The 23,237-nt window shown below is 45.4% G+C and carries 19 protein-coding genes; 9 read left to right on the forward strand and 10 right to left on the reverse strand.

What is annotated here, in order from left to right; genetic code table 11:
- Positions 1-206: 206 nt before the first annotated feature.
- The 3 genes from NL647_RS13450 to NL647_RS13460 form a co-directional block, all read right to left on the reverse strand.
- A complete protein-coding gene (locus NL647_RS13450) occupies positions 207-698 on the reverse strand; it encodes a type II secretion system protein (RefSeq protein ID WP_005451816.1) in 492 nt (163 codons plus the stop codon).
- 229 nt (positions 699-927) lie between these two features.
- Positions 928-2,271, reverse strand: coding sequence for a sodium/glutamate symporter (locus NL647_RS13455; RefSeq protein WP_053049171.1), 1,344 nt, complete (start codon positions 2,269-2,271; stop codon positions 928-930).
- A 427-nt stretch (positions 2,272-2,698) separates the two neighbouring features.
- Positions 2,699-3,577 carry a LysR family transcriptional regulator gene (locus NL647_RS13460; RefSeq protein ID WP_053049172.1) on the reverse strand — a complete coding sequence of 293 codons (879 nt, stop codon included), beginning with the start codon at positions 3,575-3,577 and terminating at the stop codon, positions 2,699-2,701.
- A 103-nt stretch (positions 3,578-3,680) separates the two neighbouring features.
- On the opposite strand from NL647_RS13460, the gene NL647_RS13465 reads away from it, so the two are divergent.
- Together NL647_RS13465 and NL647_RS13470 are read left to right on the forward strand one after the other, a co-directional pair.
- A complete protein-coding gene (locus tag NL647_RS13465) occupies positions 3,681-3,968 on the forward strand; it encodes a putative quinol monooxygenase (protein ID WP_253650259.1) in 288 nt (95 codons plus the stop codon).
- An 11-nt stretch (positions 3,969-3,979) separates the two neighbouring features.
- On the forward strand, positions 3,980-4,957 hold the full coding sequence (locus NL647_RS13470) for a Gfo/Idh/MocA family protein (RefSeq protein WP_253650260.1): 978 nt from the start codon (positions 3,980-3,982) through the stop codon (positions 4,955-4,957).
- An 84-nt stretch (positions 4,958-5,041) separates the two neighbouring features.
- Here the strand turns inward: NL647_RS13470 and NL647_RS13475 are convergent, their stop codons facing one another.
- On the reverse strand, positions 5,042-5,728 hold the full coding sequence (locus NL647_RS13475; RefSeq protein ID WP_017819464.1) for a DNA-3-methyladenine glycosylase I: 687 nt from the start codon (positions 5,726-5,728) through the stop codon (positions 5,042-5,044).
- Positions 5,729-5,814: 86 nt separating this feature from the next.
- Between NL647_RS13475 and NL647_RS13480 the strand changes: the two genes are divergently transcribed.
- Complete coding sequence (locus NL647_RS13480) at positions 5,815-6,009, forward strand: hypothetical protein (RefSeq protein WP_005377692.1); 195 nt, start codon at positions 5,815-5,817, stop codon at positions 6,007-6,009.
- Positions 6,010-6,094: 85 nt separating this feature from the next.
- Here the strand turns inward: NL647_RS13480 and NL647_RS13485 are convergent, their stop codons facing one another.
- The 3 genes from NL647_RS13485 to NL647_RS13495 are packed head-to-tail and all read right to left on the reverse strand — an operon-like array spanning position 6,095 to position 11,572.
- Positions 6,095-8,920, reverse strand: coding sequence for an Hsp70 family protein (locus NL647_RS13485; RefSeq protein ID WP_253650261.1), 2,826 nt, complete (start codon positions 8,918-8,920; stop codon positions 6,095-6,097).
- 55 nt (positions 8,921-8,975) lie between these two features.
- Positions 8,976-10,940 (reverse strand): Hsp70 family protein, encoded by a 1,965-nt coding sequence (locus NL647_RS13490; RefSeq protein WP_253650262.1) that lies wholly within the window; start codon positions 10,938-10,940, stop codon positions 8,976-8,978.
- The gene (locus tag NL647_RS13495; RefSeq protein ID WP_005434042.1) at positions 10,940-11,572 is read right to left on the reverse strand and encodes a DUF2760 domain-containing protein; all 633 of its coding nucleotides are present in this window, start codon (positions 11,570-11,572) and stop codon (positions 10,940-10,942) included. The genes NL647_RS13490 and NL647_RS13495 overlap by 1 nt, the downstream gene beginning before the upstream one ends.
- 287 nt (positions 11,573-11,859) lie before the next feature.
- On the opposite strand from NL647_RS13495, the gene NL647_RS13500 reads away from it, so the two are divergent.
- Complete coding sequence (locus NL647_RS13500; protein WP_253650263.1) at positions 11,860-13,401, forward strand: sensor domain-containing diguanylate cyclase; 1,542 nt, start codon at positions 11,860-11,862, stop codon at positions 13,399-13,401.
- Between the two features lie 82 nt (positions 13,402-13,483).
- Entirely contained in the window at positions 13,484-14,014 is a 531-nt protein-coding gene (locus NL647_RS13505; protein WP_005451835.1) for a 3'-5' exonuclease, read from the forward strand.
- A 203-nt stretch (positions 14,015-14,217) separates the two neighbouring features.
- On the opposite strand, the gene NL647_RS13510 is transcribed toward NL647_RS13505, so the two are convergent.
- The 3 genes from NL647_RS13510 to NL647_RS13520 all read right to left on the reverse strand — a co-directional run bounded on the left by NL647_RS13510 (position 14,218) and on the right by NL647_RS13520 (position 17,115).
- Positions 14,218-14,658 (reverse strand): TerB family tellurite resistance protein, encoded by a 441-nt coding sequence (locus NL647_RS13510; protein WP_253650264.1) that lies wholly within the window; start codon positions 14,656-14,658, stop codon positions 14,218-14,220.
- A 143-nt stretch (positions 14,659-14,801) separates the two neighbouring features.
- Positions 14,802-16,742, reverse strand: a complete 1,941-nt coding sequence (locus NL647_RS13515; RefSeq protein ID WP_253650265.1) for an alkaline phosphatase D family protein — start codon at positions 16,740-16,742, stop codon at positions 14,802-14,804.
- 22 nt (positions 16,743-16,764) lie between these two features.
- Entirely contained in the window at positions 16,765-17,115 is a 351-nt protein-coding gene (locus NL647_RS13520) for a hypothetical protein (protein ID WP_005451841.1), read from the reverse strand.
- A 290-nt stretch (positions 17,116-17,405) separates the two neighbouring features.
- Between NL647_RS13520 and NL647_RS13525 the strand changes: the two genes are divergently transcribed.
- The 4 genes from NL647_RS13525 to NL647_RS13540 all read left to right on the forward strand — a co-directional run bounded on the left by NL647_RS13525 (position 17,406) and on the right by NL647_RS13540 (position 23,169).
- On the forward strand, positions 17,406-18,719 hold the full coding sequence (locus NL647_RS13525) for a MipA/OmpV family protein (RefSeq protein WP_253650266.1): 1,314 nt from the start codon (positions 17,406-17,408) through the stop codon (positions 18,717-18,719).
- Between the two features lie 522 nt (positions 18,720-19,241).
- A complete protein-coding gene (locus NL647_RS13530; RefSeq protein WP_253650267.1) occupies positions 19,242-21,689 on the forward strand; it encodes a DmsA/YnfE/YnfF family dimethyl sulfoxide reductase in 2,448 nt (815 codons plus the stop codon).
- Positions 21,689-22,318, forward strand: coding sequence for a DMSO/selenate family reductase complex B subunit (locus NL647_RS13535; protein WP_005433785.1), 630 nt, complete (start codon positions 21,689-21,691; stop codon positions 22,316-22,318). The genes NL647_RS13530 and NL647_RS13535 overlap by 1 nt, the downstream gene beginning before the upstream one ends.
- Entirely contained in the window at positions 22,318-23,169 is an 852-nt protein-coding gene (locus NL647_RS13540; RefSeq protein ID WP_253650268.1) for a DmsC/YnfH family molybdoenzyme membrane anchor subunit, read from the forward strand. The genes NL647_RS13535 and NL647_RS13540 overlap by 1 nt, the downstream gene beginning before the upstream one ends.
- Positions 23,170-23,237: the final 68 nt, after the last annotated feature.

Below are 23,237 nucleotides of genomic sequence, written 5' to 3' on the forward strand. Positions count from 1 at the left end.
AAGCGGAATTTTTGAGCGAAATGAAAAACAATACAATGTGTCGATTTGGCAGGAACAGTGTGGTTTGCTGCCTTATGTATCGCTGAAAGGTGTGGATGTAACGAGATAATGTGAATTTATTGTTAATTTGAAGTTTTGAAGGGTTTTGGATTGTTAGGGGATAAAAGCTTCAAAAGTGATGCTTTTGAAGCTCATTCTGAGTGGTTTTAGCAGTCTCTAGTTTGAATTCCGTATTTTATTTGACCACCTGATGTTTTCGGGTAGTAAACCTCAACATAACAAAGATGAGAGATATCTACGGGCTTATTAGCAAAGCCAATCAAGAAGTAAGGTTCATTTTCATCATCCACGCCATACCATCGATTGATAGTCAATTGAGGGTCAAAACCAGCGAGTTCTTGTGCAGGTATTACGTTCTTTATGTATCCGTAATAGCCAATTAAATCCTTAACACCATCGCTATCCAAGTCAATATTCTTGACCTCTCCACCATCGACTTGTTCTTGAGATTGCATGACTGCTTTCGCATAAACTTGATTGTTTGCGGTCATCAAAGCTTCTCTTGCGCCATGCAAGACCGCAATACGGGCGTCTTTTTGGATGTCTAAAAATTTTGGAAACGCCACAACACTTACTATTCCCAGAATGACGATACAAATCACCAATTCTATCAGAGTAAAACCTTTGGAATTACGCACAGCCAACCTCCGAATTTGCTTTTATAGACTGCTATTCTGGAACAAAATTATGGCTGGAAAGGTATTGAAAAAGAATGAAGTTATGCGATGAGTAGTCATGTTCTTATATATAAAACAAATTGCTCATTTTTTTAACTTGAAGTGTGTTTGTTTTTACATAAAAAGTTATTGAGATATCAGTAAGAAAAAGCCCCATTTCAGCTAAAATGAGGCTCGGTAAATCAGGTCGTTATGATGGATTCGTTGCGGTCTGTGAGCCTTGTTTGAAAACAAAACGCCAAATAAAAAGAACTACGGCTATGTATGCTAAACCAACACCAAGAGCTTGCCAGTGCATGCCGTTATACATCGCGATTGGCATCAAAGATATGATGAAGATGTCAGTGATTGAGCCTGGGACATAAGCGATGGCGTAATCATCAAGTACCTTGCTACGCATCTTTGGATCGACAATACGCAGTAGGGCAATACCCATTGCAACCGTACCCGTCAGCCAACCCCAAGAGAAGATGCCTTTTTCAAACCAATCGTCTCCCATGATGCGTGGAGCCACCCAAAAGATTAACCAAAGTGTGAAACATACGCCGCCAAGAGCTAGTACTACCATAGGCATTAAGTATTGGGCCAAGACGGTAATCTTGATTGCAGAGATACCGAAGATAATCAAATAGTCGGTGCTGATGCCCGCTGCATGTTTGAACGCGCCATCACAAAGGTAACGTGACGCTTTGGTCTGCTTTGCGACAATTCGAACCAACATACCGCCAAGGAACCCGGTTACAAACGTTGGGATCTGCACCTTATCGTGGAAGGAAGATAAATAGTTAGCAGCAACATAGGAGAACGCCGTTACTACAACCACCAATGCGGCGTGAATCGCAAAAGAATCAACCGACAGGGAAGACATAGTGTCTTTCATTACCGGTTCTTGATCATCAGGTTTAACAAGACCTTTGCGTTCGTGTTCGTCCATGCTATCGAATGTCGTAAAGCTACGAATCCAACCCATCTTCAATGCGAATTGCAGCATGAGCATGCCGACAGAAATCGAAATGAAGATACCCACGGTTGCGAAGGTTAAACCTAGTGTGAAGCCATCTTCCCAACCAAGCCCCGTGAATATTTCGCCAACAACAGAAGCTGAACCGTGACCGCCCATAAAGCCTGCAGACATTGTCACGCCAAAGCCTGGATTAATCTCTGGCCAGAAGAAGGTAGTGATCGCGAGGCCAAACATTGCTGCAAATAACCACTGTGAAACAGAAGCGATTTGGTTGAATGCCCACAATGAGCCAGCGCGCTGTGCGACGGTCTTAGGTGATGGGACATCAGTTGCCAGACCTAACGCAGAAAAAAGTGCAGCAGTTAATAGGCTTGCGTTAGCGGTAAATGTATCGGTCCACGGCAGTATGTTTAGCAGGGCTGGTCCAAAAATCAGACCGAATAATCCCGCGAGAACCGCCGATGGAATGTACATACGTTGTAGTAGTGGCGTGTGAACGCGAATGACTTTTGCCAAAATCAATAGTAAGCCAGCAATGGCTAAGTCAGTCAGCATTAGACCTTTAGGCATTTTATCCTCCAGTAAATGCAGTCAAGGGGTAGCGTCCTTGTGACCAACCTTGATTGAAAAATCGCTCCCAACGAAAAAAGTCACATACGTGACCAAAAGTGTTGAGAAATCAATGTCGTTTTCATAAGCAAAGGAATGTGCTTATGCAGTTTGAAATGAGTGCAAATGTCGTGATTACGCACGAACTTGGAGAGAAATTAGATTAAATTTCTCGATGTTATTTTGATAGTTCACTCAGGAAAGGCGGCAATCCTAGTCACTTTGTCAGGGCAATGCAATTGATGGGAATCAATAAATTATGTTCATCAAATGAGCGTTCTGTACTAACGTTATGAAAAATAAAGATAATTAATGAGAAATAATATTTGTCATATCGACAATAAAAACTAATTGCTTGGTTAAATTACCGCCGTTTTGTCTGTTTGTATTATTGGCTCACATGAGAAAGAACAAAATCGACGAAGGTGCGATTTTTAAGGGAAAGCTGTTTTGAACGGTAAAGCAGGTGGATCGGCTTTGGCTTGGGAATGTGTGAATGGAGAATTTCTACCAACGCGCCAGACTGGATTTCTTGTTCAACTAAGATCTTTGGTTGTAGAAGAACACCAGAGCCTTTTAACGCGGCAAACTTAAGCACATCACCATTATTAGACGTTAATCGGGTGTTGCTGTTTCCAAAGGTATTAGATGGCATGTTCACCACTTGTTGGCTTTCTCCTTGGTGATACTGAAATCCCAAACAATGATGATGTTCAAGGTCATCAAGCGATTGGATAGGGGCATGTTGCTCAAGGTAAGAGGGTGAGGCGCAGTAAGTCATGTCGTATTCCCCGAGTTTTCTTGCAACTAACGATGAATCGACCAACTCACCAATACGAATAATCACGTCTGCTTCGCTTCGATATGGGTCAATCAAACTGTTATCCAACATTAACTCAACGTTCAGTTCGGGAAATTCTGCTAAGAAGTCAGCCACGATGGGCGCAATCACCTTTTTACCATAGGTAACTGGGCAGTTAACTTTTACTGTTCCAGTTGGGCGGTTGATCAGCGTCTGGATTAGGTTCTCTGCGTTGGTGATGTCTTCAATAATGCGGTGGCACTCTTGATAGTAGAGTCTGCCAGCTTCGGTCAAGGACTGTTTGCGCGTGGTGCGATGAATCAGCTGCGTACCTAAGTTTTGCTCAAGAAAGCTCACGTGTTTGCCAACCATGGTCGGTGAAATGTCAAAGTGGTGTGCGGCGTTACGAAAGCTGCCATGTTCGACCACGTAAGCGAAAACCTTCATGCTTGTTAATTTATCCATTACATACCCAGAGTTGATAAAGAAATAACTAAAGCAGAGTTTATCAATCATATGAGGTTAATTACAGTGGACGTATGATTAAGAGTGGAGAAAGAGATCCATCATGAGCAAGACGATTTTTGTTACCGCCGAACTGAAAATGAATGCCGATAAGCCAAGACAACAAGTGGTTGAGACCATTGAACAATTTTGCCTTGATATGCAGAGCGAAGCGGGGTGTTTGCAAGCGAATGCGACCTACGATTCGAAAGAACCACTGCGTGTGATTCTTTGGGAGCGATATGAAAACCGCGCCGCGATTGAAGCGCATTTTGCTATGCCGCATACACAAGCGTTCATTGCAGCTGAAATGGCAGAGTTAGTCCAAGCATTCGAAACTCAAGCGCAATAGGAGACGTGAACATGAAATGGGGCATTTTAGGCACAAGCTTTATCTCAGGTGTCATGGCAGAGGCAATCCAAGGCGATGACAAGAGTAAGCTCTACGCGGTGGCTGGGCGTTCGGAGCAGAACTTGAAGGCATTCGCTGAGCAATATGGTATCGAGAACACGTTCAACGATTACGATGCGTTGATTGCCGATGAACAAGTCGACATTATTTACATCGCACTGCCAAATCACCTTCATCATGACTTTATTATCAAAGCGGCAGAGAAAGGGAAAGCGATTCTTTGTGAGAAGTCACTTTCGGTAGATATGGAAAAAACCGAGTTGGCTCTAAAGGCAGTCGAATCGCACAAGGTATTCTTTGCTGAAGGCTTGATGTACTTGCATCACCCGTTGATCAGCGAGTTACTTTCGGTGCTTAAATCGGGAGAGATCGGTGAACTTCGCTCCATCCATACTTCTTATATTGCGTCGATTGCGCAGTTTGTTAATCCAGACAGCAAAGGTGCTTTGTATAATTTAGGTTGCTACCCAATATCATTGGTGCACTTGGTGGTGAAAACCATGTTGGGTGAACAAGCCTTTGGAAACCGCTCTATGACGGCGATTGGTCGACGAGGTAACGATGGGAATATCTGTGAATCGAGCTTGATGATGCAATTCGGTGAGCAACAAACAGCGAGCGTGCATACCGCCGAAGATCACGGATTGAAACACCAATTCATCATTCTGGGTAGCAAAGGCTGTATTACGTTAGACTCGAACCCATGGCTACCAACGCAAGATAACCAGTTTAGTGTGGAAATTTACGAGACGTCGAAGCGTGAAGTGTTTGTACCGGCAGTTGGGGACGCTTTCTTCTATCAAGTGCGCACTATTCGCCAAGCGGTTGAGGAGGGGCGTACCTCGTTAGAAAACCCTTGTGCAACATGGGAAGACTCTCACCGCATTATGCAGATACTGACTGAGTGGGAATCACTGGGTTCAAAGTAAGTCTGTACTTGAACCAATGAACATAAAAACGGCGCACTAAATCCAATGATCAGTGCGCCGTTTGTATTTTGGGTTTAATCTCGGTTAAATGCGATTATCGCCGGTGCTGAACGCAATAACTTGGCTTATTTCAGACAGGCTTCTACCACTTTCTTGTTGCCATTGCACAAATGCTTTGTTGGTGGCGTCGAGCGACTTTTTAGTGTCTTTGCCACCTTCAATGATCTTGCAATTACGCAGGTAAGCCTCGACGTCGCTAGACAAGATAAAGGTATCAACGCCCATTTGGCGAAGTGTGTAAGGACCGGTATTTCCACCTAGGCGATTACCGTGTTTCTTCAAATATGCCCATAGGTCGGTGATTTTCTCTTGCGGCCAATCGGCAACCATTTTGCCAAACGAGCCGTATTCGATTTTTGCTTCGTGGATCATACGAGCATTAGCAGGGATCGACATGACTTTAGTGAGATGGCGAATGATGCGTTTGTCGGTTGCTTTGGTTTCCCATTGCTCGTCTGACAGCATTAACAAGGGCTCAATCTTAAATCCGAAGAATACTTCTTCGAAGTTCGGCCACTTGTTGCGAACTACGCTCCACGAAATCCCACTTTGGAATACCTTCATCGAAAAAGCGGCCAGCCAACGGTCATCGGGAATCGCTGCCAATTCTTCTTTGCTTAGTGGATGAGACAAAAGCGCTTCAAGTTGATCTTCACCACCTTTACGCTCAGCAGCGCGCTGATAAATCGCGTCAAATTTTTCGATACTCATAAAAGAAGTTAGTCCTAGTTTATGTCGATATTTGCGAAACATACTACGCTTAAGTGGCTGAATCGTAAATTGATGGAGTGTCACAAATGAAGAAGGTCACATTAACGTTTGTCGGGGAAGGTTCGGATCGTATTGCAGAAAAATTCTATGCGTGGATGACGGACGGTGGGTTAGAAGACAGCATGATTGAGAATTTATCTGACCGTGAAATCTCAGTTGTTGGCATCAGTGATATGGATAATGAAACGCGTGACGTGGTGATCAATACGGAAATGAACTAACGAACCGCTTTTCGTCAGCTATTAGAATCAGATAAAACAAAGCCCTTCTCATGAAGGGCTTTGTTGTGTTTATAAGCATGGGAGCTTAGTTGTTTACCAGCGTCAGACCGCTTGGGAGTGCATCACCAAAGATACGCTTCGATTCGCTCTCAGAAAGCTCTTTGACTTCTTCAACCAGTGATACCCAAGATTCAGGCACCTTGCTTTGCTTCAGCTTGGTGAGAACTTGTTCACGGTAGTCGTCTGAGATATCGAATAGTCGGTCGCCCGTCTTACGACAAATCATTACGGCTGCAAACGCGATCATTGGTTCTTTCTGCCAGTTCTGCTCTAACAGCTTAGGCAACCACTGTTCCGCTTGTTCACGAGGAATGACGTTATGCTGGCTGCCATACAAAGGCGTACGCGATGCCAAACGACCCATTGCCCACCAGTGCGCTTGTTCGAACTGGTTATGGTTGATGGCTTTGCTCAAGAACCACGTTGCCAATAGAACTTTGTCTTCGACTTCTAGATGCTCCAGAGAGGCAGACAAACGTACCATCGACTCGTAACCCATATCTTGTGCCGCTTTGGCTGATTGTGGGTTTTTCATCGCACCAGGATGTAGGTATTTCGCGATGTCCGCCAAGATGGTCTCTTGTTGCTCTTGGCTCAAGCCACCTGCGATACGGCGCCAGAACACCCACCAGTCGGTCCAACCTTGATGGTTCTTGAATTGAATGTTTTGCTGGTAGAGACCCCAAACTTGCTCAATGCGCCATGAGTCGGTTGGATCGCCAAAGCCCGGACGCAGTGCAAAACCTGCCAAACGAAGCCAGTTTTTCTCGTGTTGTTCAGAACGGCGACGACGCTTACGACCTTGCGCAAAGGTATCAAACAGTTGACGTAGGGTAGTGAAATCCCACTCGTCCCGTTTGCCCAGTTTCTTCTCAAGATCTTTGGCTAAGGTTTTGATCTCTTTGCTTTCTGCGCTTTTCTTGTTACCGCTGTAAAGGCGAGCGATCAGCTCCTTACATTCGTTCAGTTTAGGGTGAAGCTTAACTTGCTCGCTGTCATCGGTTTGCTTGTTACGAACTTCGAATTCCAGCTCCCAACGTTTGCTATCATCTTCTGCGCTGACACATTCCATCTTAAGCGTGCCGACTTCGGTCAACTGACACGCCAGTTGTACTTCTACACGCTCTTTCTGGTTGGCTTGCAGTTCAGCGCCTTCACCTTCAAGGGTGGTGATATAAGGCGGCAGAGGAGCAAATAAGTCAGGATCAACGTCCACCATCACACCGTTTTGAATGGCAGTGTTATTGGTTAAGGTGTCGTGGGTAGAAGTCAGCAGGTTAAAGCGAACGGGTTCCCCTAGGGTAAGTGAGAAACGACGACCACTTAAGCGGATCTCGTGACCTTCTTCTGTACCTTTTGCAAGCAAACAGAGCGCTTTGCCCATCTTGTTCTTTTCTTGAAGATGCAAGAAGTAAGAACGCGCTGCACCACCACCAATTTTTAGCTGTGCCCCACGACGTGCTTTACCAAACGCAACAGCACCTAGTGCAACAGACCAATCTGGGTGTGGGTTATCTAATACCGTAACCGGAGCGCCGCGCCAATCGGAAAGTAGGGTAGTGACTCGCTCGGTCACAAGTTCACTGTTGAACACACCACCGTTGAGTAGCAAACCGACTGGAATGGCATTTTGTTTGTCGTCTTCAATGCCAAGAGCGGCACGAGCAACTTGCTGATGCTGAGTTAAGAACTCGGCAACGTGTTTGCTCACTGCTGGGTCAGCAACGTATGGAAGACCAAACTCGACAACCGCGCTGCGGCGTTTGTCTGGTACTTCACTGAAATCAGAAAGCGGGAAGAAGCCATCCAAAGCGATTTGGTGCACTTCTTGTTTGCTCAGCCCAATACTCTTTGTTCCGCCAAGAAGTTTCGAGCCGCTGCCTAGCATGGTGATTTTTACTTCTTCAGGTGCACTTGCTGAAAGCAGGTTTTCTTTCGCCTTGCGAGTTTGCTGAATCAGCTTAGTCAGGCTTGCTGCAGTGAGCTTCTTACTTTGTTCCCCTTTATTTTGAGAAAGGCGGCTCTCTGCAAGGTGTGCTAATGCTAAGTCGAGGTTATCACCACCAAGCATCAAGTGCTCGCCAACACCAATACGATCAAGGGCTAGTTCATCTTGAGAAGAGAAACTGGCTTCAATCAAGCTCAAGTCGGTAGTACCACCGCCCACATCACACACCAGAATCAGCGGTAACTCTTTGAGTTCATCAGCTGCGGTTTGCTGGTGGCGTGCGTACCAGTCGTAACATACGGCTTGTGGTTCTTCGAGCAGGACGATTTTTTTCAAACCTGCCAACTCAGCGGCTTCAAGCGTGAGCTTACGAGCGGTTTCATCGAACGACGCTGGAACGGTCACAACCACATCTTGGTCTTCTAGCTTATTGCTAGGGTGACGGTAGTTCCATGCTTGACGAATGTGGTTGAGGTAGCTTGCGCTGGCAATAACGGGTGAGACTTTATCTACGTCTTGCGCGCCCGCCCAAGGAAGAATGTCTGAACTACGATCCACTGCTTGGTGCGATAGCCAGCTTTTAGCACTGGATACTTGACGTCCTTCCACCTTAGCGCCTAGTTCACGAGCCCATTCACCCACGATCACATTACTAATGTCGCCAGCTACAGGTTCGTTTTCCCAAGGGAGTGTTAGGTCAGAAGGGGAGATTTGACCAACCGCAGGGTGATAGCGGAAAGAGGGCAGCAATGGTTTACGAACCACTTCACCCGGACCAATCAATTGGTCGATGTCGAATAGGGATATTTCGGATTGTTCAAGGTTGTCGGTGATTTCACAATACGCCACCACAGTGTTTGTGGTGCCAAGGTCAATACCAACAAGGAAACGAGGAGATGCCATACAAACCTTCGTGTATTTAAAAACGGCACCCGATTGGATGCCGTTTGATTTCTATTTATTCTTCTTCGTTTGAGTTGCTTTTCGCGTCTTCGCGCACATCGAACTCAACATGCCATTTTTGACCGTTATCAGCGGCAATGGCTTCTAAGTAAAGCGTACCAAGCTCTGTGACGCGAGAGGCTAGGGTTACCGGAACCACTTCACCTTCACGGCGACCTTCAGACACAGGCAGCGTTACTTGGATTTCTGGTAGCTCTTCAAGCTCTTCTGGTGCCCAGTAGTCTAGGTGAGTACCTGCTAGGTCATCACGACGAACCGTTGAGCCGAAGAATTGGAAGTTAACCGGCTGACCGATGATCAAACCAAACTCTTGGCTTGGGACGTCAACGCTTGAGCCTTCTTCCATACCAAATGGTGCAACACACAGTGCTTCCATTGGAGGCGCCATGCCCGGAATCGCAGGCATCGCACTTTCGATACCCACGTAGTACGCCGAAGCAATACCACCACGGATACGAACGCCTTGACCACGACGTACAGAGCCGTAGTAAGCCGCACCGCTAGCAACCGCAAGGTCTAGATCCACACCTGTTAGGCGTTTTGCCATTTCAGCTTCTGCTTCAATTAGCCATTCGTTGATCGTGTCTTCTAGACGAGTTGCTAGAAGTTTCGATTTCAGAACACCACCGTTGAATAGGATTGCGGTTGGCTTGATGAAGTCAGCTGACTGCGCTGCATCCGCACCTGGCATACCAGGCATGTTAGCGAATGGGTTGAAATCTTGAGCTGCTGCTTCTGCGCCATTTCCTGAAGCAGAAAGGGCATTAGCTTGCTTAGACAAGAATGCAGCAATGTGACGAGTGATGCCTGCATCTTGTGCGTAAGGCAGACCCATTTGCGTTAGTGCACCACGGTTACGTTGAACAGGGTGGTCAGTAATCGCAACTTGAGGGAAGAAGCCGTCAACCAGTGTTTGTTGTACTTCTTCTTGAGTCAGTTCTGTTTTCAGCGTTGCGCCAAGCAGTTTAGAACCACGGCTTGGTACCACGATTGGCACTGACTGAAGTTCGCTGTCGTTCAATAGCGCTTCTTTCGCGTCACGACATGCGTGCGTCATCGCCTGAACTTGCCATGGCTGTAGCTCTTTGCCTTCTTGCGCTAGCTTCATCTTCAAGCGGTACGCAAGTGCAAGATCCATGTTGTCACCGCCAAGTAGGATGTGTTCACCTACCGCGATGCGGTTCAGAGTTAGGTTGCCATCGTCTTCAGTTACTTCAACCAAAGAAAGGTCGGTTGTACCACCACCGATATCGACCACAAGCACGATGTCGCCAACTTCAACTTCGTCGCGCCATTTGTCGTTGCTGTTATCGATCCAGTTGTAAAGTGCAGCTTGTGGCTCTTCTAGAAGCGTTAGGTGCACAAAACCAACATTGCGTGCTGCTTCTGCTGTTAGATCGCGAGCAGCAGGATCAAAAGAAGCAGGAACTGTAATAGTTACGTCTTGATCGGCAAGGTTGTGATTTGGGTTCGTGTGATTCCAAGCATCTTTTAGGTGCTCTAGGTAAAGCTCTGTCGCACGAAGAGGGGATACTTTTTCCACTTCTTCTGGGCTACCTGCTGGCAGGAATGCATCACGACGGTTCACACCAGCGTGGCAAAGCCAAGATTTCGCACTTGCAACAAGACGAATTGGTGTTTTTGAACCTAGGTTACGTGCAATAGCACCAACCAGAGCTTTTGGCTCGCTAGACCATGGAAGAACGCGTGATTGCGGGTTCATTTCGTGCTCGTGCGGTTGGTATAAGAAAGAGCCTAATTGGCTGCGAGTCTCTACCGTGCCCGGCGCCGTAAGTTGCGGGATAGGCATTACTTCAACGCGAGCGTCTTCGTCGTGAGTATCAACAAAAGACATCACACAGTGTGTTGTACCTAAGTCGATACCAACACTGAATTTAGGCGTCTGTTGAGTTTCAACAGACGCTTCTTGAGAATGGTTTTCTTGGTTCATGTGTTCCATTACAGCTCAACCTCAGCTGGAGCGATCACAGATGCATCGTAGTTCTCCGCTAGTTTTGGCAACGTCATTGATGTTGCCTTCCAACCTTTGTGAACTAGCGTGCCGTTGAATGGCGCGCTGCCTGTTACGTTGCCAGTTAGGCGGATTTCTTGTGGGTTGAAGCCTTCTTCAACAGTAATGCGAGTTTCTTCGTCTTCGTTACGAACGTGCGCTAGCGTCACGTAGTCGTTCAGTACTTTCTGACCGCCAGTGTGGATTACGCGAGCGGCTGCGCCGACTTCTTCATCAGAGAATGACGTTAGGTCTTCTTTTAGAAAGTCAATCAGACGAGCTTCTTGCTGCATGATAGAAAGCAGCTGCATTGCAGAGTCCGTTGACGCTGTCGCAAGTTTTGATTCAACTTCTACAACACGCTCTACGACTTTCTCAACTTCCACTACTTTTTCTACTTCAACGATCTTCTCAACTGGTTTCTCAACCTCGACGATTTTCTCGACTGGTTTTTCTACCACTTTCTCAATCACTTTAGATTTACGAGATACTGCGATCAGAAGAAGCAAAACGCTCGAAGCCGCTAGACCTGCGTGAAGCATATCGAACGTTTGAGGAATTAGGTTCAAATCAATGTTCATGACATTTTTCTCTTTCTATTGATTTATTGGCGCTTAGTATTGGCTCACACATGTTTACTAAAGAGATCTGCTTTGCGACCTGCACCAAGTTTAGACATTAAAATGATGGTGGATGGTAGCATATTCAAGGCTTAAGACTGTAATAATTCGTGAATATACCGCATGATTAGCATGAAAAATCAACGATTAGATGGGGACGCAAACGTTGTTGCTTGATGTTTACCCACATGTGGCGCAGTATTTCCATCATTATCGAAGCATGACACGCAAAAAACGTGGAACAGTAAATGACATATAGCACGGCTCAACAGAGCATTTTCAAACGGTACTCTGCTTCTATTGTAGCTTTTATTGCAGTCGTTATTGTCACTGCGGGCATGGTTGGTGTCGCTTATAAAATACAACAGCGTTACACCATGACCATTTTCGATACCCTGGCAGATCGCCAAGCGGAATCTCTTAAACTGGCAGTAGAAAACGATCTTGAGTTCATCGGCGCTGGTGCAAACTTTTTCCATTCCGTTGATAAGTCATACTGGACACAATTTCCTTACTACGCAAAACAAGTCGTCGAAAGTTCACAGAGCTTGGTTGGCTTACAATGGATGCAACGTGTTGAACCAAGTGAGCTCGAGGTCTATTTGGCGAAAACTCGTCAAATTTTCCCTGATTTTGACATCTTTACAGTACCGAAAGATGGTGAGAAGACGTTTGGTTACATCTTGAAAGATCAAGCTCCTGCATACATAGCGACTGATATTTATCCAAGAACTGAAACTAACTTGTCTTTGCTTGGCTTTTATTCTTCACGTTTGCGTTTCGAACTGATCCTAGATGACATTATTACCCACGATCGAGCTAACATTTCAGACAAAGTCCGATTGCTTCAAGACGGATACGACAAGTCATTAGAGAAAAGTGGTCTGTTGGTTTACCACCCGGTATTTAGCTATGACAAACTCGAGCTACTTGGTGTCGTTGTTGGGGTAGTGCGCAGTACTGTCTATTTTGATCAATTGATTACCAAAACTGCGACGGAATTGGATATGTCTGTAAAAGTTGAAGACAAGGGCTTTGATGCTTACGACGACCCTCTATTGTTCAAAAGCTCAAACTGGGATGAGCTGCATGGCAAAGTCATTAGTCGCACGATTCAACTGCCAAATCGCGAATGGCGTGTTGAGTTTAAGCTGTCTGAATCCGTTTCGGCGTGGGAGCGTTCTGTCCTTTATGGAACCGGTATTGCGGGTTTAGTCATTGCTATCTTGATTAGCTATATCGTCAATCTTCAATCACGTGAAAAAGAACGTCTTGCGGTGATGCTTGATAACAAAACGGTTGAGCTAAAACGCATGGCGGAGTTGGATCCATTGACCCAATTGCTTAACCGACGCGTATTTAACGATAACTTACTGCACTACATCAATAGTGGCGTTGAGTTTTCTTTAGTGGGTTTCGATATTGACCGCTTTAAAGTGATTAACGATAAGTACGGTCATTTAGCCGGAGATGAAGCGTTATTGCACGTAACCAAGCTTGTGAATGCTAACTTGCTCGATGGTGATCGTTTCTACCGAGCAGGTGGCGATGAGTTCTGCATTTTATCTAGAGTGACGGACAAGGAAGAACTAGCCGCCTATCTGGAGAAGTTACGCGGTATTGTCGCAAGCTCGCCATTTGAATATGAAAGTACACCAATCATTTGTTCTTTGAGCATTGGCGCTGCGGTACATGACAACGAAGATCCTGAGAGCTTATTCCATAAAATGGACGTGCAACTTTACCAAAGTAAGAAAAATGGTCGAAACTCTGTATCGATCGGCGATTAATTCAGCGAGCAAATTCGAGTTTTGAGATTCGTTACGGTAGAATCTCACGCTTTCAAATTTACGTTAGGAATCAAGACAAACTATGAACCATAACCGTATCGTCTGCTTCGATTTAGAAATGTGCTGCTGGAATGAAAACGGCGTGGGTCGTACAGGCGAGATCATTGAAGTTGGTTTGGCGGAAATAGATTTGTCGAAAGGTGAAATCGTTAAGCGCGCGCAATACTACGTGAAACCTGAGCATGATGAAGTGTCCCTGTTTTGTGCAGAGTTAACTGGCATCACACCACGTAAGATTGAAAAGCAAGGTCGACCATTGGAAGAAGTGCTTAAGTCGATGCTAAAGAACTTTGGTGGTCGTAATAAGATCTATGCTTCATGGGGGCGCGATGACCTTATCTTGCTTGAAGAATGCCAACAAAAGGGCATTGACGCGCCATTTACCGAGTTCATCAACTTAGCGACGTTGTACCGAATCCAAAACCGTCTTAAAGATAAGCGCATTGGTCATAAAGCGGCGCAAGAAGCAAAAGGCATTGAGTGGGAAGGTCGCCAGCACTCGGGCTATGTTGACGCTTACAACTTGGCGAAACTAGCACTGACCATGCTATAAGTTTCTGTTTTCATAAATCTTTCATTGGATTTCAGTCTGCTCGTCATAAGCCAGTACTAAGTTAGTTTTAAATAACAACAATGTTGGCTAGTCTCTTGCGGAGATGACGATGTTTGATTCGGCCTAATCCAGACTAGAGACACAAAAAACGCGCTCATGTAGCGCGTTTTTTATTGGTTCTTACTGTTTATGGAGACTGGGCTTCACTGAGATTGCAATTTCGCTCGAATAAAATCGCTGTGGTCTACATAGAGCAGCTCCGCTGTTTTGCGAATTACGGCATCTTCCAATGGGTCAATTTCACCGTCAGCGTACGCCACTTCCCACATACTCTTGATCAGTTCATAGCGGGTTTCTTGTGAAAGCTCACGCAGTTGGGACGTAAAGTCATAAAGGGAAGTCGACTCATTCGATCGGTTTTGAGCCTGATTTAGCAGGGTGTCGGTCTCTTCTTCTGTTAGGGAAAGCAATTTCATGATCAAAGAGCGTTTGGTTGCTTGCTCTCTTTCATCGATTTGATGGTCCGCACCAGCTACTTCACAAAGCAAACATGCTATCGCCATATTGGGTGACAGTGTGTTGGATTGGCTAAGGTCCGAGCCTTCTATAAGTTGTTTAAATAATGAAGTAAGCGAATTAAACATGTTGAGCACCAAGCTGTTATCTATTTATTTAAGATGGTAATGGTTTGAGCAAATCTCAAGGTCTTGATTGAATTTGATCAAGATCTCATACGATTGAGATGACATTTTTGCTCAATACAGTATTTGACCGCCAAAAAGCGGATTTATTCCTCAACCTTTGTAGGCGGGAAATGTATTGAATCACCTTCACCAGTTAAAATACTGATATTGCATGGCTTTCCGTCGTTATCCAATCTCAGCTCGCCAATTGCACTTTGGTTCACTAATCGGTAAAAATTGTGGTTACTTGGCGCACGCTTAAAAATCTTCAAACGCTTACGTTTTGTGAAGAAGTTTAGCGGTGAACGGGGGCTATAAAGCAAACGGTCCATGGCATCACACGCTGTCAGCAGTTGCGCTGGGAACTGGTTCTTGATCCCACTACATGTGATTTGATAGATATTTGGACTATTGCGACGGAAACGCAACTTGATGTCATAAGCGAAAGAGTAGTGCACATCACCAGACAGAATGACAAAGTTAGTCGGGGTTTTGGTGTGAGTGAAAATACTGATCAAGGTATTCGCACTGCCTGGATGCGCCATCCAGTTTTCTGCGTCAATCAGCAACGGCTGACCAAAACTGGTCATGATGCGTTGCAATGTTTCAATAAACTTCACACCAAACATGGGTGCGGCAGAGACGATGATCACTTTGTCTTGATGCATCAGCTCCTGTTGGAACTCAATCAAAGCTTCCCAATCCATCAAACCCGATGGTTTATTCATGCGTGATTCTGAACGCCAGCGGCGAGTACGTGTATCCAAAACAACAACTTTCGGTGACGTGTGGATGGTGTAATGCCAATCTTCGAATCGATATAGGTATTGGATGAAGTCATCTTGGTACTCTGAAGTCAGTTCTTCAAAGTAACGGCGAGCGTGATCCATAAAAGGGGCGTTAAATTTTTCTGGCGCGTTACCCCAACCTTGGCACAACCAATAAGCGATCAGACTGTTGCCGATGATTCGGCGCGAGAAGAGATTTTCAGTCGCTGCTTTTTCCCAGCCAACCGTTAGGTTCCAATCGTCGGTGACGTCATGGTCATCAAAGATCATGTAGGTCGGTACGTGAGCTAGCAAACGCTGAGCTTTATCTAACCCTGCGACAAATGCATCGATGTGAATCTTCTCATCGCGCCAATGTTGTTGCCATTTCGGCTCTAAAGCTTTTCCGCCGGTCGTGAATTTTCTATCCAATAAACGTTCACGATTGACTAATGTCCAAGGTACTGGAGACCAAACGAGTAGGTACATCGCAAAAAGCTCGGCAAAGCTGATGAGGTGGTTTTCACATTCGCGTGAGCTAAAAATAGGTGTGCCACGATGCGGGAAGAGCTTGGTGAGTATGCTTCCATCGTCAACATAGTGGGGAAGAATGTTATCCCTGCCATAAAAACAATCTGGGCTTTGATAAAGCTCTTGCGTGTTTTTAATTGGCGCTTGGTCGAACTCTTCTTCAGGCAAGCCTAATAATTTGACCAATTGTTCAATAGCATCAAGCATCGGACCTGCGACATGATCGGCATAGATTTGGTCGCCGCTCATGATGAGCATATCAGGGCGGTCTTCTATCGGTTGGCTAGCAACTTTTGCGTCAGCTTGGACCAAAGTGTCTTTACTAAAATGATGTGGGTTACGACAAGAGCCATGAAGAACATAATCGGCTTTTTCACTGATTAGGAATTCGACACCTTGCACTGAATCTGTGTCTTCACCGTAGACCAATTGGGGCATCAATTCGGTCAATAAACCGGATTGAGTATGGAGTTGATAACGCAATGCTTTATGGGTAGGAAATTCGCCTTGTAACGTCAGCATGCAAACCCAAGCACGTTTGCCTACTTGCAATAGATGTTCTACTGATACGGGCTTGGAATAGTATTGTTCACCAGTGTTCGCATCGCTGATTTCAACCAAGCCTTCGAGAGGTTGCGTGGTCACCAACCAAATATTCACTTCCGTCGCGGTAACTTTTCTTAAAATTGGACCGGCAACAACCAGAGGAAGGGAGGAAAGTTCGTTGGTATTGAGCGATGTTGGCAAAGTGGTACCTTACTATTCTGGATCAGTGTTCTGAGTCTTCTTCGAGTATTTCGATAACTTGTGAGCTGCTAAGTTCATGTCCCATTAGAAATAAACCCAACATTGCGTCGGCTTTTGAAGCGTTGTCGCTGTCTTCATCAAGAATTTGTTGTAGGCGAGTTCGAATCAAGTCAATTTCGTGCTCAACGAAGCCGCGGCCTTCTTCTTCACCCTGACCATCTTCCGGTGCATTATCGAAGTGTAAAAACAGCATATCACCATCGAGTGTGGTGTTTTCCAAGCGTTCTGGTAGCCATTCTTCACCCATCACGATATCGGGGTCGCTACCTTCCGGCAAGTTGTTGATAATGGAGATGAGTTCAGATGCTTTCACGATTAACTGCGGCTTTGATCATTGGTTTTCTATTGTATCGGCGAATCTGGCAAAAATCTAAATCTCATTGACGAGAGAAGAGAGAAATTTGACCGTTTCCCGTTTGATTGTGTGCAGAGTAATCAACTTAGCCAAAAGTGCAGTGTGTAGGAGCTTAACTTATTGCCAGTGTTTACTGGTAGGGCTTGCTCTTTAGTGTATAAAGCAAAATTTTCACAGATAGGCGGGTAAAGTCAGATATACTCTTTCTCATTCGAGACCTTCTCAAATAACAGTGACATAGAGGAACTATGAAACACGTATTAACAGTATCGCTGGCATGTTCTGGTTTATTGCTTAGTGGTGCTGCTTTAGCGGAGTCAAAAAACGCAGAGCAAGAGTGGGGGATTGCAGCGATGTACCGTACTGCTTCAATTCCATTTTATACTGCCAATGACGACTCAACAGTGAGCACGTTTGTGCCGATGATGTTCTTTGAAAACGAGCATCTCTACATTGACGGTATTGAAGGTGGGGTGTTCTTGTATGATGAGAGTGACTCCGATTGGCGTGCAAGTGCGATTATGCGCCTGCGCTTTGTAGATATCCCGAAGTCCATTCAAAATGCCTTCGAAGGGGATCGCGTCGATTTTGGTGGTCAGATTCGTTACAACTTTGACGAAAACTGGCGTGCTGAATTTGAAGTGATGGCGGATGACGAATTCCAGTTTCATTCTAACTACCGAATCGCTGCTAACTATGAGTTTGGCGATTGGGAATTAGAGCCCTCTTTTACAATTCGTTATAAAGACGCCGACTTCAACAGCTCGTACTACTCATTCAAAGACGCGACGGGAGAGAAAATTGGTGCGGGTATTGATGCTAACTTAGGTATCAAAGCACGTTACCACGTGATTTCTAACTTGTATCTCTTGGGGGAAACTAGCGTTACTCGCCTAGACAGTGAAGCATACCATAGCCAAATCGTAGAAGACCGTTACCAAGGTGAAGTGTTCGTTGGTTTTGGCTTCTTCAATGATAAAGGCAAAGAGCGCAAGTCAGATCTGCGTAATCGTCCGTATCTTCGAATTGCACATGGCTGGGCGACACCTTCGAACATGGGTGACATCTTTAAGTTCAATGCAGAGAAAGATGAATACAATAACCAACTGACGTCGTTCTTCTACGGGCATCCGCTGACAGACGAGCTATTTGGCTTACCTCTAGATATCTATCTAACCCCAGGTCTTGTTCACCATTGGTCGTCAGACGTGCAATCTTCTAGCACTGAATACGTGATGGCGATTAAAGCGTATTACACCTTTAATTGGCCGACGAAGTGGCGATTTGGTGTGGCAGAAGGTATGTCTTACATCGATAATATTACTTACATAGAAGCAACAGAAATGGAAGAGAAGGGTTATACGCCAAGTAACTTACTTAACTATTTAGATTTTTCAGTTGATGTGAACGTTGGCGACCTGTTCAACCAAAAAGATTGGGAAAACATGTGGGTGGGTTACTCATTGCATCATCGCAGTGCGATTTTCGAGAACGCTTCCCAGTTTGGTCGCATTAAAGGCGGGAGTAACTACAATACGATCTACTTCCAGTACGATTTTTAATCTCAGCTCAAAATAAATACCAAAAGCCTCATATTGACATGAGGCTTTTTTAATTTTATCAATTGGTAATTATTCTTATTCCCATTCTTTTGTATTTGTATTTTTTATTTATTTAATTCAAAAATCATTTCTATATTTAATCGAATTGACACCCTTCTGACCTATTAATATTCCATTAATAAAAAAGCTCGAAATGAAATATAAGATTACGTTTAATCGTTTTTATAAATTGATGGGGGTCAAACTTATTAACCATTAAATCTACAAGGATATCGATAGTGGTAGCTCGTCATGCCTTAGTTGCTCAAGGCTTATGCGTTCTGGCTTAATTGATGGTTTTGTAGAAATGTTATTTTGATTTGCTTTGTGTATTAATCAAAATGAAATTAGATATTTTCAATGAATGCCTATTTTGAAAATACAATCTCTATGTCATTTATTTCTAATGAGTGTTCTTTCCCCACTTATAGCCATTAATTAAGCGCCACTACCAAATTCAAAAACGTAATTTAGGAAAAAACCATGAGTCAAAATGGTAAGTTTAATATTACTCGGCGTGATGCTTTAAAGGGTGGTTCTGCACTTGGCGCTTTAGCGCTAGCAGGAAACGCACTTTCTCTCCCGTTTGCAACTAAAGCAGTTGCTAAAGAAACGCCAGCGAAACCAAATGAAAAAATTGTCTGGTCGGCATGTACCGTTAACTGTGGTTCGCGTTGTCCGCTTCGTATGCACGTGGTCGACGGTGAAATCAAATGGGTAGAAACCGATAACACGGGTGATGATGTGTATAACCACAACCATCAAGTTCGTGCTTGTTTGCGTGGTCGCTCTATGCGTCGCCGTGTTTACTCGCCAGACCGTTTGAAATACCCACTTCTTCGCGTTGGTAAACGTGGTGAAGGTAAGTTCAAACGTATCACTTGGGACGAAGCCTTTGACCTCATTGGTGACAATCTAAAACGTATCATTAAAGACTACGGTAATGACGCGGTTTACCTAAACTACGGTACGGGTACCTTAGGTGGTACGGTAACTAAGAGTTGGGATCCAAGCGCGACATTGGTTGCACGTATGATGAACCTGTGTGGTGGCTACCTGAACCACTATGGTGACTACTCAGCAGCGAACATTGAATGTATGTCTGAGTATTTCTACGGCACTTGGGTAGACAACAACTCGATTGACGACGTACAAAACGCAGATCTTTGTCTGATGTTTGGTAACAACCCTGCAGAAACTCGTATGTCGGGCGGTGGTCAGGTTCATAACTACGTGGACGCAAAAAACATCAGCCACACACGTACGATCTGTATCGACCCTCGTTACACCGATACTGCCGCGGGTCGTGAAGACCAATGGGTACCAATCAAGCATGGTACTGACGCAGCACTGATCGCTGCTATCGCACATGTATTGATCAGCGAAGATAAAGTCGACCAAGACTTCCTTGACCGCTACTGTGTGGGTTACGACCGTAAAACTCTGCCAGCGTCAGCGCCAGAAAACGGCAGCTACAAAGATTACATCATGGGCACAGGTCCAGATGGTATCGAGAAAACACCAGAGTGGGCACAGCCAATCACAGGCATTCCTGCTGATGTGATCTTGAAACTTGCGCGTGAAATCGGCGATACAAAACGCATTTACATCACCCAAGGTTGGGGTCTACAACGTTCAGCAAATGGTGAGCAAGCGTGTAAAGCGATCATGATGCTGTCTCTGCTTCGTGGTCAGGTTGGTCTACAAGGTGGTGGTACTGGTGCTCGTGAGGGTAACCATTCTTACCCATTCCAACGCTTCCCTAAAGTACCAAACCCGATCAGCGCTTCCATCCCAATGTTCCTTTGGACAGACGCGATTTACCGCGGTACAGAAATGACAGATCTGACCGACGGCATCAAAGGCGTTCAGAAGCTACAAAACAACATCAAGTTTATCTGGAACTACGCAGGTAACTGTCTGATTAATCAACACTCAGACATCAACCGCACACACGACATTCTTCAAGATGAAAAAGCGTGTGAAATGATTGTGGTGATCGACAACCACATGACGTCTTCTGCGAAGTATGCCGATATCGTACTGCCAGACTGTACAACGTCAGAGCAATCGGATTTCTGTATGGATGGTGCGGCAGCGTCAATGCCTTACTTCATCTTTGCAAGCCAAGCGATTCAACCTCGTTTCGAATGCAAACCTATCTACGACATCATGTCTGGTGTGGCGAAGCGCATGGGCGTGTTTGATGAATTTACTGAAGGTCGCACTCAAGAAGAGTGGCTACAGTGGATGTACGCTCAGACCGTTAAACAAAACAACGATCCAAACCTGCCGTCTTACGATGAGATGAGAAAGCAGGGCATCTACAAGAAGCAATTCGACCGTCCATATGTGGCGTTTGAAGATTTCCGTCGTGACCCAGAAGCGAATCCGTTGCCTTCACCGTCAGGTAAGATTGAAATCTACTCAGAGACGTTAGCGAAGATCAACGAAGAATGGGAATTGGACGAAGATGAATCTATCAAGCCATTACCAGAGTACGTTTCGACGTTTAATGGCTGGGATTCTCCTGATCGTAAAGAGTACCCGCTTCAGTTAACGGGTTTCCACTACAAAGCTCGTGCGCACTCTACGTACGGCAACGTCGACATCCTAAAAGCAGCAGCACCACAAGAGCTTTGGATCAACCCAGTTGATGCGGCTTCTCGCAACATTGATAACGGCGATTTGGTCAGCGTGCGCAGCAAGTTTGGTGAAATGAACGTTCGTGTAAAAGTGACCCCACGCATCATGCCGCATGTGGTTGGCTTAGGTGAGGGCGCATGGTACGCACCAAACGCAAAAGGTGTTGACCAAGCAGGTTCAATCAACGTGCTGACGACACAACGTCCAAGCCCGTTGGCAAAATCAAACCCGAGCCATACCAACCTCGTTGAAGTGACGCTAATTAAGAAAATGGGGGCTAAATAATGAGCACAGCGAAGCAGTATGGCTTTTACATTGATTCAAGCAAATGTACTGGCTGCAAAACATGTCAGCTCTCTTGTAAAGACAACAAAGATCTGGGTATCGACCGTAACTTCCGTCGTGTTTACGAATACGTTGGCGGCAACTGGACGGAAGAAAACGGCGCGTTCCGTCAAAACGTGTTCGCGTACTACCTATCGATCTCTTGTAACCACTGTACTAACCCAGCGTGTACCAAGGTTTGTCCATCAGGTGCAATGCACAAGCGTGAAGAAGACGGCTTTGTTGTTGTCGATGAAAGCGTGTGTATCGGCTGTAAATCTTGTCACATGGCATGCCCATACGGCGCGCCTCAATACAGCGAAGAAAAAGGTCACATGACTAAGTGTGATGGCTGTTACGAACGTGTCGCAGAAGGCTTAATGCCGGTGTGTGTTGATAGCTGCCCATTACGTGCGATTGAGTTTGGTCCAATTGATGAGCTACGCGCGAAATACGGTTCAAACGCGGATGTGGCACCACTGCCAGATTCTCGCATTACGAGTCCGAACCTGATCGTGAAGCTAAATCCAAATGGTCGTCCAACCAATGACCGCACTGGTTTCCTACAGAATCCAAGAGAGGTGAAATAATGTTATACGAAGCACCATTAGTTGCCTTTACGGTTCTTGCTCAAACCGCGGTTGGCGCGCACTTAACGGTTAACGCGTTCGAGAAATTCGGTAAGCCACCACGCGTGACAGAGCCTCGTATGAACATCGCTCGTTTCGCTATCTTGGTTGTAATGGGATTGGGTTTCTTGTTCTCAACCACTCACTTAGGTAGCCCGCTTCGTGCCTTCAACGCATTAAACCGTGTTGGCAGTGCAGCGCTATCTAACGAGATCTTAACGGGTGCAAGCTTTCTGTCTCTAGCGGGTTTGTACTGGTTGCTAACGATTCTAAAAATCGGCAGCGAAGGCGTTCGTAAAATCGTGAACTGGTTGTCTATCGCAGTTGGCGTGATTTTCATGTTCGCGATGGCGAATGTTTACCAAATCGAAACGGTACCAGCATGGTACTCACCAATGACCACGGTTGCATTTTGGTTCACGGTCGTGACTTCGGGTCTGATGTTCGGTTACACGCTGATCAACGTATTGGACGTGACGGCAGAGAAAACCAATCGTCGCCTAATGTGGGTTGGTGTAAGCCTGATTGCGCTGAACCTAGCGTTCTCAGTGATGCAGACGATTCACTTCGCAGGCATCTCAACGGCGATTCACAGTGGCTTGGATCAAATCACTATGTTATCTGGCTATGTTGCTGGTCATGTGTTGTTGCTTGTGGTTGCTGCTGCTCTTTGGGTATTCGCTGAGTTGTTTACCGCAGAAGGTCGTCAGAAGAACTTGCTAGTTATCGTGGCATTCGTTGCATTGTTCGTCGCAGAGATTCTGGGTCGCAATGTGTTCTACGGTATGCACTTTACATCTGGTCTGTACTGATAGCCGTTATTTGTGCTGATAACCATTATTTGTACTGATAACAATTAGCAGAGTGGGGCGAGTGTTCG

It is taken from the genome of Vibrio sp. Y29_XK_CS5 (genome assembly GCF_024181835.1).
Classification (GTDB): Bacteria; Pseudomonadota; Gammaproteobacteria; order Enterobacterales; family Vibrionaceae; genus Vibrio; species Vibrio harveyi.